This window comes from Microcoleus sp. LAD1_D3, assembly GCF_036702135.1.
Taxonomy (GTDB): domain Bacteria; phylum Cyanobacteriota; class Cyanobacteriia; order Cyanobacteriales; family Microcoleaceae; genus Microcoleus.
In genome coordinates this window covers 63,551-78,787 of sequence record NZ_JAUBSB010000022.1, presented here as the reverse complement: position 1 = coordinate 78,787, position 15,237 = coordinate 63,551, and the positions used below count along the sequence as shown (strand labels likewise).

At 45.9% G+C, this 15,237-nt stretch carries 14 protein-coding genes and 1 tRNA gene; 3 read left to right on the top strand and 12 right to left on the bottom strand.

The features are described from left to right. Window positions 1–242: 242 nt before the first annotated feature. The 5 genes from QUA74_RS15080 to ndhL all read right to left on the bottom strand — a co-directional run bounded on the left by QUA74_RS15080 (window position 243) and on the right by ndhL (window position 4,049). Window positions 243–470, bottom strand: a complete 228-nt coding sequence (locus QUA74_RS15080; protein WP_333330198.1) for a hypothetical protein — start codon at window positions 468–470, stop codon at window positions 243–245. An 832-nt stretch (window positions 471–1,302) separates the two neighbouring features. Then, on the bottom strand, window positions 1,303–1,950 hold the full coding sequence (locus tag QUA74_RS15075; RefSeq protein ID WP_333330194.1) for a DUF6658 family protein: 648 nt from the start codon (window positions 1,948–1,950) through the stop codon (window positions 1,303–1,305). A 473-nt stretch (window positions 1,951–2,423) separates the two neighbouring features. Beyond that, window positions 2,424–3,221: a tryptophan synthase subunit alpha gene (trpA, locus tag QUA74_RS15070; RefSeq protein WP_333330191.1), complete on the bottom strand. Its 798-nt coding sequence runs from the start codon at window positions 3,219–3,221 to the stop codon at window positions 2,424–2,426. Window positions 3,222–3,527: 306 nt separating this feature from the next. Then, window positions 3,528–3,833 carry a DUF3007 family protein gene (locus QUA74_RS15065; protein WP_333330188.1) on the bottom strand — a complete coding sequence of 102 codons (306 nt, stop codon included), beginning with the start codon at window positions 3,831–3,833 and terminating at the stop codon, window positions 3,528–3,530. Beyond that, window positions 3,834–4,049: an NAD(P)H-quinone oxidoreductase subunit L gene (gene ndhL / locus QUA74_RS15060; RefSeq protein ID WP_193972727.1), complete on the bottom strand. Its 216-nt coding sequence runs from the start codon at window positions 4,047–4,049 to the stop codon at window positions 3,834–3,836. A 198-nt stretch (window positions 4,050–4,247) separates the two neighbouring features. Here ndhL and QUA74_RS15055 point away from each other — a divergent pair. Beyond that, a tRNA-Leu gene (locus QUA74_RS15055) sits at window positions 4,248–4,332 on the top strand. A gap of 225 nt (window positions 4,333–4,557) precedes the next feature. Here QUA74_RS15055 and QUA74_RS15050 read toward each other — a convergent pair. From QUA74_RS15050 to QUA74_RS15025, 7 genes are all read right to left on the bottom strand, one after another. After that, on the bottom strand, window positions 4,558–4,782 hold the full coding sequence (locus QUA74_RS15050) for a PAS domain-containing protein (protein ID WP_333330185.1): 225 nt from the start codon (window positions 4,780–4,782) through the stop codon (window positions 4,558–4,560). Between the two features lie 5 nt (window positions 4,783–4,787). After that, window positions 4,788–5,666 (bottom strand): alpha/beta hydrolase, encoded by an 879-nt coding sequence (locus QUA74_RS15045; protein WP_333330182.1) that lies wholly within the window; start codon window positions 5,664–5,666, stop codon window positions 4,788–4,790. A 241-nt stretch (window positions 5,667–5,907) separates the two neighbouring features. Further along, on the bottom strand, window positions 5,908–6,000 hold the full coding sequence (locus QUA74_RS29885; RefSeq protein ID WP_445251676.1) for a hypothetical protein: 93 nt from the start codon (window positions 5,998–6,000) through the stop codon (window positions 5,908–5,910). 264 nt (window positions 6,001–6,264) lie between these two features. After that, on the bottom strand, window positions 6,265–6,465 hold the full coding sequence (locus tag QUA74_RS15040; protein WP_333330179.1) for a hypothetical protein: 201 nt from the start codon (window positions 6,463–6,465) through the stop codon (window positions 6,265–6,267). Between the two features lie 567 nt (window positions 6,466–7,032). Beyond that, a complete protein-coding gene (kaiC, locus tag QUA74_RS15035; protein WP_333330176.1) occupies window positions 7,033–8,595 on the bottom strand; it encodes a circadian clock protein KaiC in 1,563 nt (520 codons plus the stop codon). 329 nt (window positions 8,596–8,924) lie between these two features. Beyond that, a complete protein-coding gene (kaiB, locus tag QUA74_RS15030) occupies window positions 8,925–9,239 on the bottom strand; it encodes a circadian clock protein KaiB (RefSeq protein ID WP_006632119.1) in 315 nt (104 codons plus the stop codon). A gap of 192 nt (window positions 9,240–9,431) precedes the next feature. Then, window positions 9,432–10,367, bottom strand: coding sequence for a circadian clock protein KaiA (locus QUA74_RS15025; RefSeq protein ID WP_333330174.1), 936 nt, complete (start codon window positions 10,365–10,367; stop codon window positions 9,432–9,434). Between the two features lie 396 nt (window positions 10,368–10,763). On the opposite strand from QUA74_RS15025, the gene QUA74_RS15020 reads away from it, so the two are divergent. Both QUA74_RS15020 and QUA74_RS15015 read left to right on the top strand, forming a co-directional pair. Continuing rightward, window positions 10,764–13,997: an ATP-binding protein gene (locus QUA74_RS15020; protein ID WP_333330171.1), complete on the top strand. Its 3,234-nt coding sequence runs from the start codon at window positions 10,764–10,766 to the stop codon at window positions 13,995–13,997. Between the two features lie 357 nt (window positions 13,998–14,354). After that, the gene (locus QUA74_RS15015) at window positions 14,355–15,236 is read left to right on the top strand and encodes a tetratricopeptide repeat protein (RefSeq protein WP_445302150.1); all 882 of its coding nucleotides are present in this window, start codon (window positions 14,355–14,357) and stop codon (window positions 15,234–15,236) included. Window position 15,237 lies beyond the last annotated feature (1 nt).

The following is a 15,237-nucleotide window of genomic DNA, read 5'->3' as shown; positions in this document are numbered from 1 at the left end:
CAAAACACAATTCCCAAGATAAGGTTTGCCTCCATTTCGCCTGTCGGTTGGCTGCGGATTACGGCTCGAATATATCCCGAATCCGTGGCCTCTTTTTGCTAAAATTTATACACATCCATCTAGCAGGTAACAGGTAAAATCAATTGAAAGATTGGAAGGTGTAATGTATTTGTAAATAATCGGTCTGCGTTCAAGTTCGTCGAGGATGTCTGTTCGGTTGAGGACTATTTCTACCTATGCAATTAACGGTCGCTAATGCAACCTTTTGGGATTGTGGCAGCACCGCCTCCCGCAATTCCTCCGCCACAATGACGTAGGTTTGAGAATTTTAGCGGCGGGTTGTCGCTCTTTCTCGCGCAGGAACCGATAGATAGCCGATCTAGAATCTGTGTACGATGGCGCGATGGCGCGATCGGGCGATATCGCGGCATTACCGCAGTCAAATCTACTACATCTACTGTTGCGTCCATATCGGCTGACCTCAACTCCGACATTAGCTTGACAAAACTTATTGTATCTATCTTAGGGCATAAACCACATAATTTTTGATCGCCAGATCGAAAACTCCAATTATCTGTTAATGAACAACATTTTATACTTTGGCGATCGCGATTAAAGCTTTTTACTTAGGTATAAGTTTCTGCTATTAATCTCAAATGCGATTCAAGGAACGTGAAATACCGTAGAAACACTGCCTTATCATGTCTTGAAAAATACAATGGGTAATTAATTGAATTTAATATAGCTCGATCGCCCAAATTTCCGCTACGCCGGTAAAAAAGTTAGTACCTTAAAAAGTCCAGATACAATCTATAGAAATTATAAAGAATCCTTCGTGAAAGCAGTGGCATTCCAGTTCCCCCTAGAAAAGGACAGGGCCGTTGCATTGTGGTGAAACCCCCCTCCACTCTACTTGCGGCCTAATAGCCCTCCCAGGGGTTAAAACCAAATCAAATATTAATAGGCAGTAGTCTTCACCTGACCGAACGCATCCAGGATACAAGCCCCCGGATTCATCGGTGGAGAAATAAAAAACCTGTATCCGATGAAGCTTGCCCCCCGAATTTATCCGTGGGGTCAATGCTTCAATTCTTTAATCTAAAATCTAAAATCTAAAATCCATTGACTTTACCTAGATTCCGACAGGGGTTAAAACCCCTGTCGGAATGTAGCTTCCCGAGAAGGAAACAGCGTTATTTAAGATTAGTCGATCGCGTCTGCCGCTGTTTCTGCCACTCGTTGAGTTATGTCAATATCTCGATACACTTTCTAGCCAACCTTTTCCGAAGTATCTTCAGCGTTCTATCTTGCATCTCGCGCTGCATCATTGATATTTTCTTGGCCGCCGCTGGTACCATATCTCAGCGACTCAGTACCTTCTCCTGCTCTTTCTTTTGCTCCCGCAGTGGCTTCTTTAACAATATCTTTTGCTCCCTTCAAGCCTTCGCGAGTGTTTTCTTTAAGATTAGCAAAGCCTTGTTTGGTTTTGTCGCCAAAGTTATCAGCTTTGCTCTGAGCGGTGCGAGCATCCTCCTTCACCTTTTCCCCAATTTGGTCGAGTTTGTCAGGCGCGTCGTTCCCTACCCGCCGCACGTTTTCGCCTACATTGTTGCTAGATTTGGTATCGATGCGGTGCTGCGCTTGCTCTTTGAGAAGCTGAGCTTTTGCTTCTTCTGCTGTAAGCTTTTTGTTTCTGGGATCGACCTCGCTGTAGTCGTTCATGCCGCCTTTGAATTCGGACGTTACAGCCCCTGAAGGCACTTCTTCTCTAATTTGGTCGGCAGTTTTTCCTATCCTCGCATCAGCTTTTCCTGCCATCACATCAGTTTTTCCTGCCGTCACATCAGGGCGGCTGCAGGCCGTACTCACTAATACTAAAATGCCAGCCAGAAACACTGTTAAAATTTGTACAGCTCGAATTTTTTTCACAAATGCAGTTAGTCTCTTCATAAAAATGCTCCTTTCTATTGTGATATGCTCAAATGGCTTGTGGCTTTGTAGATGGCTACCCTTACCAAATTAGGCACTTAAACACTTTTTTTAGTATACGAATAGAAACCGCAGCTTTTCATCTATCCCAAGTTACATTCCTCAAGTTATAGCAGAAGGAAGAAGGAAGACGGAAGACGGAAGACGGAAGACGGAAGAAGGAATGGACAATCTTCGCTCTTCTATAAATTATTCAAAGTCGGCACAGCCTGCGCCGGACAAGGCAAAGTCGTTTCCCTCCATAGCTGTTTGGTTATCCATGCGCGGACTATGTTGAAATGTATTGCATTTTCGGCTCAAAAAAAACCTTCTAGTCAGGAACTAGAAGGAAGGTGGTGTATGATCTCAAGTACAACAAGGTCTTTAATCGCAATTGTGGCGGCACATCCCGATCGCACACATCTGTCTAATGGCTGAAAGTATCTGTACAGTTGCTAAGGATTTTGAATCGCTGTTTTTAGACTCTTGCAGAATTCGCCGATCGCCTCTAAACCTTGTTCTGGAGTACCTTCTGCCAAGCGTTTGACAAAAGCACTGCCAACAATCGCAGCATCTGCACCCCATTCTTTCACTTGGCGAGCGTGTTCGGGTTTCGATATACCAAACCCGACGCCGATGGGTTTGTCGGTGACGGTGCGGAGTTCTTGCAGCAACTCTTTTGCTCGCGTTTCTAATCCTTCGCGCACTCCCGTAACCCCCGTAACGCTGACTAAGTAAATAAATCCTTGAGACTGACGAGCGATCGCCTCTATGCGACTTTTGGGGCTTGTCGGAGCAACTAATAATGTTAGTTCAATCCCTAATTTGTTGGCAGGTTGGATGAGACTGTCGGCTTCTTCTAAGGGCAAGTCGGGTACAACCAATCCCTGAACTCCGGCACTTTTGATTTGCTGCAAGAAGGTTTCTATACCTCGGTACAAAATCGGATTGTAGTATGTGAAGAGAATGATGGGCGATCGCAAATTCGGACTAACTTTCGCTACCATTTCCAGCACCGCATCTAACCGCGTCCCGCGCTGTAGAGCCCTTGTAGCAGCGGCTTGAATCACCGGCCCGTCAGCTAGCGGGTCAGAATAGGGAACGCCAAGCTCGATCGCATCTGCACCGTTATCATCCAAAATTTGCAGTGCTTTAGCCGTTGTCTCCAAGTCGGGGTCGCCAGCAGTAATAAAAGGAATCAATGCACATTGGTTGCTTTTTCGCAACGTTTCAAAACAATTAGAAATAGTCATTAGGCAGTTGGCAGTTGGTTGTTGGCAGTTGGTTGTTGGCAGTTGGTTGTTGGCAGTTGGTTGTTGGCAGTTGGTTGTTGGCAGTTGGTATTAGCTAATAACACCTAATATCATGTCCGATCGATTAACCATAATATCCCGGTCGGGGCTGGTTTTTGAGATTGTCAATTATTGGCAGGTATTGTTGGTGAACCCGCCCTACAAAAATCGCGGTCGCTCGACCGGACATGATATAAACACTAACCATTGACAACTGACAACTAACCACTAACCACTGACAACTGACAACTGACAACTAACCACTGACTAATTATCTTTTTCCTGCTCAATTTCCGCTTGAAGTTTGGCTAATTCTTCGGGAGTGAGTTCATCCAGTTGCTTCTGCAAGACAGATTCTTTATAGTCTTGCAGTTGCTGGCTGTAGGTCATATTTTGAGTCAGTGCTCGAAATAAATAAGTCACCAGCCAGCCAATCAATCCGGCGACCAAAAATAACTGACTCCAAATCCCTGCATTCATGCTGTCGAGTCCGGCCAATTGCAGCAGCAAGTAGATAAACCCACCTGCTACAAAAAAGCCGATACTGATTCCAATTACGTCAATACGTCGCATTTAGGCTTCTATCTGCCGCCGTTTGGGCCGAAAATTCAAAAATGGAGCTAGGAGGAACATACCTGGGAAGAAGAAGAACATCAAGAAGTACATGAAGCCGCGCTCAAAAGAGGTAGCGACGTACCAGCGGCTGTTCAGGTAAGCGTAGGTGGCCGCGGGTACTACCAGGAGGTAGGCTCCTGCCAAGACGGCGTAAAGCAGTAAGGTAATATACATAGATTTGCTTTAGGGGAATAATAACACGGGTAAGTCGGTTGACACGCTCCGCTAGCTGGTTAACTATTGTACCGCTTGGGGAGATCCAGCGCGACTTTTGGGAATTTTTTGATTAGGGGTTGCGTAAATTGGGGTTTTGGCTGTAGAATAAAAGGCTGTTGCTGTTAGTGGCTCAAAACCACAGCAGCTTAACCAAAGGGGGGCGTGGCGGAATGGTAGACGCTACGGACTTAAAATCCGTTGACCCGAAACGGTCGTGTGGGTTCAAGTCCCTCCGCCCCCATAAAAATCCATCCTCTGTGGTTCAACGGTTTGAGATTTATTCTCCCAGCAAGAGCTCTGTTTTCCGCTCATCTTTCGCTCAGTTCCGCTCTTGAGAGTGGTCGAGTATTTCCAAAACCACCTCTATAGAACCCATTTGAGCTCTTTTGGGCGAGCGAATAAAATAGAAAAAAAGAGGTAAATTTGGCGTTGCTGAATACAGGTAGGAATTCAGATTTCCCAATTGCTATAAGCCTGCTTGAGGGTGAGTTTTGTAACTTCCGATAAAAGTTGATTCATACCGTGAATCAGCAACGCCCATTTTTCGTTCCCGCAGTTCATCGGTTTCGTATCCGAGTAATTGCAGTAATGTGGCGTTGACCATTACGATCGTACCATCGTCAGCAAACGAGAGGAATCCACAGGGTGACGTGTTGAGTAGCTCGTCTATCTGGTAGGTCCTGTTTGTCATACAAATCAGGTAGTATGAGGTACACTCAAATACTCCTTAATCATCTCGATCGTCTCTTGTGGATGACTCAGGTGCGGGCAATGTCCCCTAGCTTTCATCAGCCGTAGCGTACTTTTAGGTAGGTGGCGGTGGAGGTAATGCCCTACCTCGGTGGGAGCAATCACGTCATCAGCACATTGCAATATCAGTGAAGGTACTGATACCTTGGGTAAATCACTGCGATTGTCAGAGTAAAAAGTTACCTCGGCAAAGCGACTTGCAATCACCGGATCAGTGGAGCAAAAACTTGCCTCAAGTTCCTCACTTAACTCTGGACGATCCTGATTCTGCATCACCATTGGCGCCAGAAAGCTTGCCCAACCAATGTAATTTTTCTCCATGATATCGAGCAGATCCTCAATATCTTGGCGCTCAAACCCTCCGTAATAATTTGGTAAATCATTGATGTAGCAGGGTGAAGGTCCTACGAAAATCAGGCGATTAAAGTAATTAGGAGCTTGAATTGAGGACAGAAGACCGATCATACTGCTGACAGAATGACCGACAAAAACCACATCCGTCAACGCCAATTCTTCACAGATATCGAGGACATCCTGAACATAGCCATTGAGGTCGCTGTACCGTTCATAACTGTAGGCACTAAGATCAGACTGTCCCGAACCTACATAATCAAATAGGAGGATTTTGTAGTCATTCTCGAAGGCCAGTGTTACGAAACGCCACATATTTTGATCGCACCCAAATCCATGAGCAAAAATCATCGTCTGGGTGCCTTTTCCAAACACTTTTATATTATTGCGTAAGAAAATTTTTTTATTCATTTGATCTACCTGAGCATTAAATTGATTATAAGACTTTTGCGCGCTTTGATGAGGGTTGCTCATCCCCAATAGTGGTAGACAACCTTTCACGATGTCGGATTAATTGAATTGTAACCTCAGCAATTACAGGCTTCCTCAACATATAATGCTGCCCGATTTCCTAGCCGCTCGCTTGTAACTATTGCAATTGCGCTGGGGTTTCAATTCCTTCGGCAATTGTGCTCACATTTAAGCCATGTGGGATTACAGCTATGGGCTGGGCAATTCCGCGAGCGATCGGATCGCTGGCTAAATCGCGGACAAATTAGCACTCAATTTTGAGCGACTTCACCGGAAAATTCTTCAGGTTGTTAAAAGCAGCATAGCCAGTCCCAAAATCCTCGATAAAAATCCCAATGCCACGCTTCGATCATTGGCTTAAAAGATTGTAGGTAATGTCAACATTAAGCATCATTGCCATTCCCGTAATCTATAGCTAGAGATATTTCGGTTTCATTTCGGTGCGCTCAACACTGCGATCGCTCTTAGCGATTAAAGTCGGTTAGGTGAGTTGACGTGCCGACCGATTCACTGCTATCTTAGGAAGAATTAGTTTTCCTCTTAACTACTGCTAATATTGCCCACAAGCTTGCTCTAAAATCAATTTGCTCTTCGGGCAAAATCAATCCTGTTTTTCGGCGATGGGAATACATCGATGGCGATGAATCCAACCTTGTTCAGGAGAATACCCTCCTACTAGAACTTTAACACCAGCCAGGCTACCTGTTTGCCAATCGAGCTGAGGTTGAGCGTACAGCAAGTATTGGCTTTCCAAGCACAATTCAAGAGATTTGCGATCGCCAGGGTATTGAATTTTGCCCAAGGTATTGTGGCTGTGTAAAAACTATAGGTATTGGGCTCGAGTCCTTAAAGTAATATAGGGAAATATCTGCATTTTTGAGCAAGCTAGAGAAATTCATTTCATCTTGTGGATATAGGGAGACGCCAATAGTGGTGATGAGGTGTAAATAATGATTTTTGATAATAAAATTAGTTTTAATATTTTTGTAGAGGCAATCCCCCGTGGTTCCGCTAATCTAGGGGTAGTAGGGATAGGCACGACGCGGCACTAAGCTGCTAGGCCAGAAAGATTTTTTGTTATGTTCGAGAATCGGATATAGAGAGGATTTTATGATTTTTGAGAAGTCATTGAAATATACAATTTAGAGGGACAACAGTTTACGCCAAGATTTTTACCACAACCTATTTAGTCGGATTGCTATAGCAGAAAGCACTGATGCAGAAGGCAATAAAAGCTCATATTTCAGCAATTAAGAACCTCCCAAATATGGTCGCGGTTGCTATAAATCTTCACAAACTCCTCAAATTAAAAAAGTTGGGTTTCCTAGCTCAACCCAACCTACTTTTAAGGACCAATCACTGCTAACTCTCAAATATCCTCATCGTCTTGACCTTGCACACCCTGGAGAATCCGCGATAGCTCACTCTTCTCATTAATCGTAATCCGAGTCGGAGAACCGCTGATAATCCGTTCGTAACCACGGAACGAATCTTTAATTTGTGGGCCTCTTTCAGTAATTGTGTATTCCCGAATTCCTTTGTCGTGCCAGGAACCGCGCATCTTAAACACATTAATTGCCCGCGACATTTCTCCTCGAATCTCTACATACTGCAGCATAATAATCGTGTCAGTAATAGTAGAAATATGGGAGTCCGTAATCGAATTAGAACCCATGAACTGGTCGCTTGTATTCGTAAAAAAGCCGGTTATTTCTTCCTGCTTCGCAAAACCCGTCACTCCGATCACAAATTGCCTGAAAGCATTATTGCTGACACCCCTAGCTAAGGCCGACAGCGAGTCTATAGCAATTCGAGAAGGTTTGAACTCCGCAATTTCTGATTTAATAGTTTGCAAGTGGTCTTCCAAACCAGCAGATTCCGGGTAAGTACACAGCAGCTTTAGCAGTCCTTTCTGTTCCATTTCCTCAAAATCAATGCCCCAAGAATAAGCATTGCGGAACAACTGAGCCCGCGACTCTTCATAGGCAAACAGCAGCGCCCGATTGCCGTTCATACAAGCATTCTGCAAGAACTTGCTCACCAACAGCGTTTTGCCGGTTCCCGTTGCACCCGTAGCCAAAATAATCGAGTCTTTGAAGAAACCGCCACCGCACATTTCGTCGAGAGTTTTATCGCCCGAAGAAACCCGCACGTTAGAAGACTTTTGAGTTAATCGCATCGCCCCCAATGGGAAAATATTAATTCCCTCATTAGTCATAGTAAAAGGATATTCGCCCTTCATGTGAGTTGTACCCCGCAACTTCAAAATTTCCATTGTGCGGCGGCGGCGTTCTCCTTCCAAAACGTTGCGAACAATCACTACATTATCCGACACAAACTCTTCCACTCCAAACCGCGCCACTGCGCCGTATTCTTCCACCCGTTCCGTAGTCATAACTGTAGTTGCTCCTACTTGTTTGAGGCGCGCAACTAAACGAAAAATTTCTCGGCGCACCACCGATGCAGCGTCGTACTGCTGAAATACGGCTGTTACCGAATCTATGGAAACCCGCTTGGCTTTGTACTTGCGAATGGCGTACTGAATTCGCTCAATTAAGGCTGATAAATCAAAATTTCCTACGATATCTTGACCTTCCGGATCGGGGGAAGCGTCCAAAATAAATAGCTTGCCTTCATCGATTAACTGTGCCAGATCCCAACCGAAACTGCAAGCATTTTTAATAATATCTGCGGGAGATTCTTCAAAAGTTACGAACACTCCAGCTTCGTCAAAATGGGTAATTCCATTATAGAGAAATTGTACGGCAAATAAAGTTTTTCCCGTTCCTGACGTCCCGCTGACTAGGGTGGTTCTGCCGAGCGGCATTCCGCCGTGACTGATGTCATCGAAACCCTCAATCATCGTGCGAATTTTTTCAACTCCTACAGTTCCCAATCCTTCTCGTTGAACCGTTTGACTAATTTCATTCATGTCGATTTTTGTCAACTCTCAGTATGCTTTAGTTGTCACTCATTAACCGCAGATCATGAGTCTTTGTACCCAGCTTTTAGTTTTGGCTCTTGCTCAATAACTAATGACGGCTGACTGCTGACTAATGACCCCGCCCAAAAACGAATACCGTGCCACGTACTCCGGTCGTGGAGAGATAAAAATTTTAGACTTTTTTTCAACATTCCAGATTCATCTGTGGAGTAAATCTACCATCGTTCGACGCTCGCACGACTCGACGGCTCGACGCTCGCCGAACGTTTCACGCCAAAGTCTCAAATCTAAAATCGACTGACTGCCATCTGATTATCTTAGGAATTCAGGTCTTCTTCGCGAAGTTCTTCATAGAGCAAATCTAATCCTATCAGAACTTTCTCACGATCGGACAAATCGCCAATAATTTTTCGCACCGGCGGCGGCAGGATTTTGGCCAGCGTGGGGGTTGCCAATATTTTGTCCTCTTCTGCTAGCTGAGGATTTTTGAGAACGTCTATGACTTTCAGTGCGTAGACTCCTTGAAATTCTTGTTCGAGGATGTCCTTTAGGGTTTTCAAAGCTCGCACTGAGTTGGGAGTATTCCCCGCAACGTACAGCTTCAGAACATAGGTTTTTTTCAGAGGACTCATGAACTTTTTTAAATGTTGAGTATTAGTTGTCTGATGTTAGTTGTAGTTCTTATTTGTCTTAAATCCCCTGTTCTTTGTTATTTTATAATAATTTCAGCCTCCCGATGATCGCGCGGCAGTTTGTCTTGTCCTTTCTTCTTTGTTAAATTCTAACTTCTACCTTCTTCTTGCTTGAATTTTGCCCTGGGCCTTCTACCTTATAACCTGAGATGCTTCTTTCGGAATCGATCGTCGGTACATCTCGCACATATGAGCGATCGCGTCAATCAGAGTCAAGCGGTAATCGAGCAATATTTCCTCGCTGCGCCCTTCTATTTGTAGCTGTTTAGCAAACTCGTCCATCAATTCCATGTGAATTTCTACAATTTGAGTCACGGGAACATCAGCAAAAAAAGCTAAGTTTACAAATTCATCTATTTGATTGTTGACCGCAGTATCTTGAGAAAAATAATTCAAAACGATGTCGCGATAACTAGACTTGAGTTGCTCCAAAAACTTTTGCTTCTCAGGTGGCGACAGATTTTTCAAAAAAATCTGGGAATTTCTTTTATAATACACACCTAAGTATCCTAATCGCTCCCGTAATTTTTCCGCCAGCCGCCGCTGCTGCCGGCTTAGCAAACTTTGAGCCGTCAATTGAGCTGTCGCATCGCTCCTTGCGGATTGGTAATTGACAGGAATCGGAGTTGAAAGTTTCAGAAATTGTGCGATCGCCCGATCGATATTGGCAACTATTTCGCTTGATCGAGCGATTGCCAGTTGCACCTCAGCAGGGTGATAAAAAAAAGCACAGCTTTCGTCTTGACTCGTGTTGGCGGTACTGGTGCCAGCCTCAAAACCATCTGAATATGGTGCAACTGGCCTTTCATCCTCCCCTGGCTGGGACGAAAAAATCACAGCAGGCAAAAAGAGCGATCGTTCTTGCAGCTTGGCCAGAAGCGATCTCAGATCCCTATCCACCTCCAAAACTAAACAATCAAGGTGATAATTGTGCTTAAGGAACCCCAAAAACTCCACTGCCGACTTAATGTGCGTTAAAGCATAGCGTTCGCCCCTCAAAAGCTCGATCGCAGAGGCTGCGATTTCCTCGGAGCGGACAAAAATACCGATAGACAGTTGGGGAAGCAAAGCTGTAGGTGCACCACCTAAGTTGCCCGAAAGTGCTGGATCGCTCAGAGTTGATATCTCCTTTACAAAAAACTTAACATTTTAACAATCATCTCAATATTTATTTTAACCAATCTTAACCGCCAAATAAGTGATGAGCTTCTAGCACATAAAGAAGAAAAATGTACTTTTTTGTTTTTGTGTCAAGCACCCTGAGCGTGATTTCTGCAATTAAGCTTAAGCCTTAAAATAATTGCTAGTCGCCTCAAATTAGGTGTAGGCATCGAACTCCCAGGTCTCGGTGCAGATCCCGGGCCTGATAGGGAACTGATATAAAACAAATAAGATACAGAAATCCGCAGCTACATTGAGCATCAAAAATATTACTGCTCTCGCGAGCAGACTATCAGGTTTGTTATGCCACTTACCACCCCCAGTCTCAAAAATTTTATCGAGCCAGTGCCGCTGTGCCTCCAAACTGCCGCGCTAGAATCGCTGCAGTCAATTTTCAGCTCCTGCAACTGCGATCGAGTCGCAGTAGTCAACGAACAGCTACAGCCGCTGGGATTAGTGTACCTCCGCAGCCTGTGGGCTTATGGAGCCGATCGCACAAACGACGGGCAGCAACCTTTGTCAGAAAGCTCGATCGCGATCGAACCAGTCAGGGCATTACCCGCTGCTATGAGCGTCAGTGAATTCTGGGAGTACCTGCAAACAGAGGAACAGAACACCCCAGCCCGGCCAAACCGCCAAACCGCCGGCATTTCCTCAAACAGCCCGATCGCCCTGACAGATGGCAGCGGTCAATTTTTAGGAATGCTAGACAGCCTGAGCCTGCTGCAATTCGCCGCACTCAACAGCAGCTCGCTCTGCAGCCTCACAGAGGAGGCAACAGCCGTCAAAGAAATCGAATTAATGCCCGTTTCCGAAGCTATCGCCACCGCCCTAGACGCTCAAGTGCGCTTTCTAGAAGCAGGATTGAAACCCTCAGAAAACCTGAACTCCCTAGTCCAACTGCTGGAAAAACTGCCCCTGCCCCTGAGATTGCAAACCCCCACCGCACAAATAGTCAGCCAAAACGCAGCGTGGCGGATTTTGCTGGGAGAAGGCCCCGTACCAATTCCAGAACCAGCAGCAAATTTGGGTAAACACTCGCCCCGCAAACCAAGCCATTTAACAAGCGAATACAAGAGCGTGCAGTTAGAGGGCATCACCAAAGAGTGCATGAGCCTAGTAGGAGCAAGTATATCGGGCGATCGCGATTCAACAGCAGCCACCAGTTGCCCGCTGCCCTTGTACGCCGCCGCCTCCCCCTCAACCTTAACCGCTCCAGCTTGGTGTCCCACCGCCGGCAAACCAGACACCTACATTTGCGAGTGCCCCGTACAAAAAGGCCAAGAACGGATCTGGCAATTTGTCAAACAACCGCTCTCAGACCAGCTAATTTTAGTAATGGGACAAGATGTCACCGAAGAACATTTAGTCGCCAAAGAACTAGCAGCGAAAAACGCAGATTTAATCCACCTCAACCGACTCAAAGACGAATTTTTATCCTGCATCAGCCACGAACTAAAAACCCCGCTCACCGCCGTCCTCGGTTTGTCCAGCCTCCTCAAAGATAAATTGATCGGAGAGCTCAACGACCGCCAAACACGCTACGCCAAACTAATCCATAAAAGCGGGCGGCACTTGATGACAATAGTTAACGATATATTAGACTTGACCCGGATGGAAACCGGGCAGCTAGAACTAATTCCCGAAGCAGTCGAAATAGCATCAACCTGCCAAAGAGCCTTTGAACAAGCAAAACAACTGCAACAGCAAGAAGAAAAAAACCCTCCCAGCGCGAGCCAAACGGACGGTACAGCAAACGCAGAACCCTCCGCCCAAATAGAATTTACACTCGAAATAGAACCGGAATTGAGCCACTTAATTGCCGATGAACTGCGACTGAGGCAAATGCTGGTTAACCTCCTTTCCAACGCCCTAAAATTCACCGAACTCGGTGGCAAAATCGGATTGAAAGTAAATGTTTGGGAAGGCTGGATCGCATTCAAAGTTTGGGACACTGGCATCGGCATCCCCGCCGACAAACAGCATCTGATCTTTCAGAAATTCCAACAGCTAGAAAGCCCCCTCACCCGCCGCTTTCAAGGAACCGGACTAGGACTGGTGCTAACTCAACGCCTAGCTCGGCTCCACGGTGGGGACGTTTCGTTTATTTCCTCAGAAAACCAAGGCTCTCAATTTACCCTGTTGCTGCCACCAAATCCTCCGGGAAACAGTAGCGAAGAAATCCCGGCACCTGGAGCCGCCGAGGAAGAATTATTAAAACCCCAATATCCGACTCTGATCGCCAATTCTCGCTCTCGTTTAGTATTAATAGTCGAAGCAGTTCCCAAATATATCGAAGATTTAACCAACGTCATCTCAGGTTTGGGCTACCAAGTAATAGTCGCCCGTTCCGGCACCGAAGCGCTGGAAAAAGCTCGCAGGTTCAGTCCCGAAGCGATTTTCCTCAACCCGCTGCTGCCACTGCTGTCCGGTTGGGACGTGCTGACGCTGCTCAAGAGTGACCCGGATACCCGATCGATTCCGGCGATTGTCACAGCAACCAGAGGCGAAAAAGAACGGGCCAGTGTCAACCGAGCCGAAGGCTTCTTGAGCTTGCCAGTGGAAGAACCCGCTTTGCGGCGCCTGCTGACCGACTTGATCGGCAAAAGTAATGCTAGTAGCGCCAAAGTGAGGAGTTCTTTAACCGTGTTGTGGCTCAGCCCGCAAAACAGTTCCTCTCAAGGTTCCGCTTTACTGCTCAACCCCAACTACTGCCGCGTTTTAGAAGCAGACGACCTCGGCCAAGCAGAACTTGTGGCACGAATTTGGCGGCCCGACGCGATCGTCTTGGACGGTACAAGTCAACTGCAAAACCCCTTAGCTTTTATCGAACAGTTAAGTCGGTCTCGAAATTTGGGTTCTCTCCCCTTGGTGACTTTAGACCCCGCAACTACCCAACTGGCAAATCAAGTCAAAGGATTGTCGGTATTTCCCTGTTTGGCTACCCGCAGTCCCGACGACAGTGAAACTTCAGGTACCGGGTTGGTGCCAAGTGCTTTGTGGCAAGTGATTCAAGTTGCTGCGGGAATGAGTTGGAAGCCCAGCATTTTATTTGCCGACATTTCGACTTTACCCGATTTGCACCGCACTGCTGGGGGGAACCCGACGGGAGAATTGGAAAATCGCGATCGATCGACAAATGCCGAGATTCCCCTCCCCAATTCCCAGTTTTCTACTCCCAACTTTCAAGCTTTGATTCAGTACGTCCACACCGCAGGATTTCGAGGGTCGATCGCTCCCTGCTGGAAAGAAGTTTTGCAGCAGTTGCAATATCAAAGCGTTGACTTAGTTTTGCTGTGCTTGCGAGATGCCCCCTCAGAATCCCCCGCTATGTTGCAGGCGCTGTCGAACTTGCGCCAAATGGCAGTAAAACTGCCAATTTTAGTCTGGGATTATCGGTCTGCTGTAAATTCGGAATCCGAGGCGATCGACTTTCTGCTGCAAGAAGTATCGGCCAAAATTTTGCCTTCTTCCTTGTCGGCAGCACAATTATTAGACAAGATTCAACAGGCTTTATTAACTCACTCTAATTCCTAAAAATGAAGAATTTACCAGGTTTGTAGTGAGAAATTCATTTTTTTATACACCCGTAAAAATAAACTTTTTTTGTGAGGAAAAACAGAAGCTTGTAACTCTTTAACAGACAACCGCGAAGCGTTATTTATTAACTGATTCAATTTTATAATAACTCATAATTTTGCCTACTTGTAGTGAGGCTCTCAGTCGTCTCTAAAACACTGAAGAAAAACTGCTATCCTGAGTGTAAACATAATTCGAGAAGTATTTAAATGAAAACCCAGAAGTGTTGCGAGTCAAGAAGCAATATCAAAACTCAAAAATATGAGTTATTATAGGCGATCGAGAAACCCTTATATTTTTTTCTGGGGCTGTACAGTGCCTAATCGCATTCCTTTAATATCTCTGCTACTCGCACTCGGTTTGGGGGCAATGCCCGAGCCTGCTGCCTGTCAGGCCCTCCTGCCTTACACCCTGCAAATCGACTCGGCCCAACTCGAACAAACGGCCTTGAGCCTTGCAGAAGAAGCCGTCCAGCTAGCCAGACTCCAGCAGTACGAACTCGCCGTACCCAGAGCCGAACTCGCCACACAGTTAGCCCCCAAGAATGCTCAAACTTGGACTTTGTTAGGCAGCTTGTACCTTCAAGTCGAGCAGTTTGACAAAGGTATTGAAGCTTTGGGGCAAGCTCAATCTCTGTCGCCAGAAAATCCCTCAATTAAATTTGTCTTGGGAGAAGCTCACTTTCGGAAAGCGAACTACGAGAAAGCAGTCGAATATTTGCAAGCAGGATTGAAACTAAAACCAGACACTCCAGGTGCATTATTTGATTTAGGGAATGCTTTTTATAAGCTGAAGCGGTTTGATCAGGCGATCGCCCAATACGAAAAAGCCTTTGCTTTAGAAAAAAACCTGTGGCCGGCTATTAACAATATCGGATTAGTCAAATACGAAATGGGAGATGTTGATAGCGCTATCAAACGCTGGGAACAGGCGATCGTGATCGACGACAAAGCAGCCGAAGCAATGCTAGCTCTAGCAGTAGCATTCTACACCAAAGGTGACAAAGAAAAAGGCTTAGCGATGGGAGAAGCAGCTCTGAAACTCGACAAACGCTATGCTACCGTAGAATATCTCAAAGAAAACCTCTGGGGCGATCGTTTGATCGCAGATACCCAAAAGTTGCTAGCCACTCCTGAAATGAAAGCAGCACTGGCTAAAATTCAAGACGCCCCACCTCCTCCCCAAATGTCGCCTTAAT

What these genes read in the sequence shown, in the direction of transcription:
- QUA74_RS15080 (WP_333330198.1), bottom strand. Translation starts at nt 470, where the DNA reads ATGGACGCAACAGTAGATGTAGTAGATTTGACTGCGGTAATGCCGCGA.
- QUA74_RS15075 (WP_333330194.1), bottom strand. Translation starts at nt 1,950, where the DNA reads ATGAAGAGACTAACTGCATTTGTGAAAAAAATTCGAGCTGTACAAATT.
- trpA (WP_333330191.1), bottom strand. Translation starts at nt 3,221, where the DNA reads ATGACTATTTCTAATTGTTTTGAAACGTTGCGAAAAAGCAACCAATGT.
- QUA74_RS15065 (WP_333330188.1), bottom strand. Translation starts at nt 3,833, where the DNA reads ATGCGACGTATTGACGTAATTGGAATCAGTATCGGCTTTTTTGTAGCA.
- ndhL (WP_193972727.1), bottom strand. Translation starts at nt 4,049, where the DNA reads ATGTATATTACCTTACTGCTTTACGCCGTCTTGGCAGGAGCCTACCTC.
- QUA74_RS15050 (WP_333330185.1), bottom strand. Translation starts at nt 4,782, where the DNA reads ATGACAAACAGGACCTACCAGATAGACGAGCTACTCAACACGTCACCC.
- QUA74_RS15045 (WP_333330182.1), bottom strand. Translation starts at nt 5,666, where the DNA reads ATGAGCAACCCTCATCAAAGCGCGCAAAAGTCTTATAATCAATTTAAT.
- kaiC (WP_333330176.1), bottom strand. Translation starts at nt 8,595, where the DNA reads ATGAATGAAATTAGTCAAACGGTTCAACGAGAAGGATTGGGAACTGTA.
- kaiB (WP_006632119.1), bottom strand. Translation starts at nt 9,239, where the DNA reads ATGAGTCCTCTGAAAAAAACCTATGTTCTGAAGCTGTACGTTGCGGGG.
- QUA74_RS15020 (WP_333330171.1), top strand. Translation starts at nt 10,764, where the DNA reads ATGCCACTTACCACCCCCAGTCTCAAAAATTTTATCGAGCCAGTGCCG.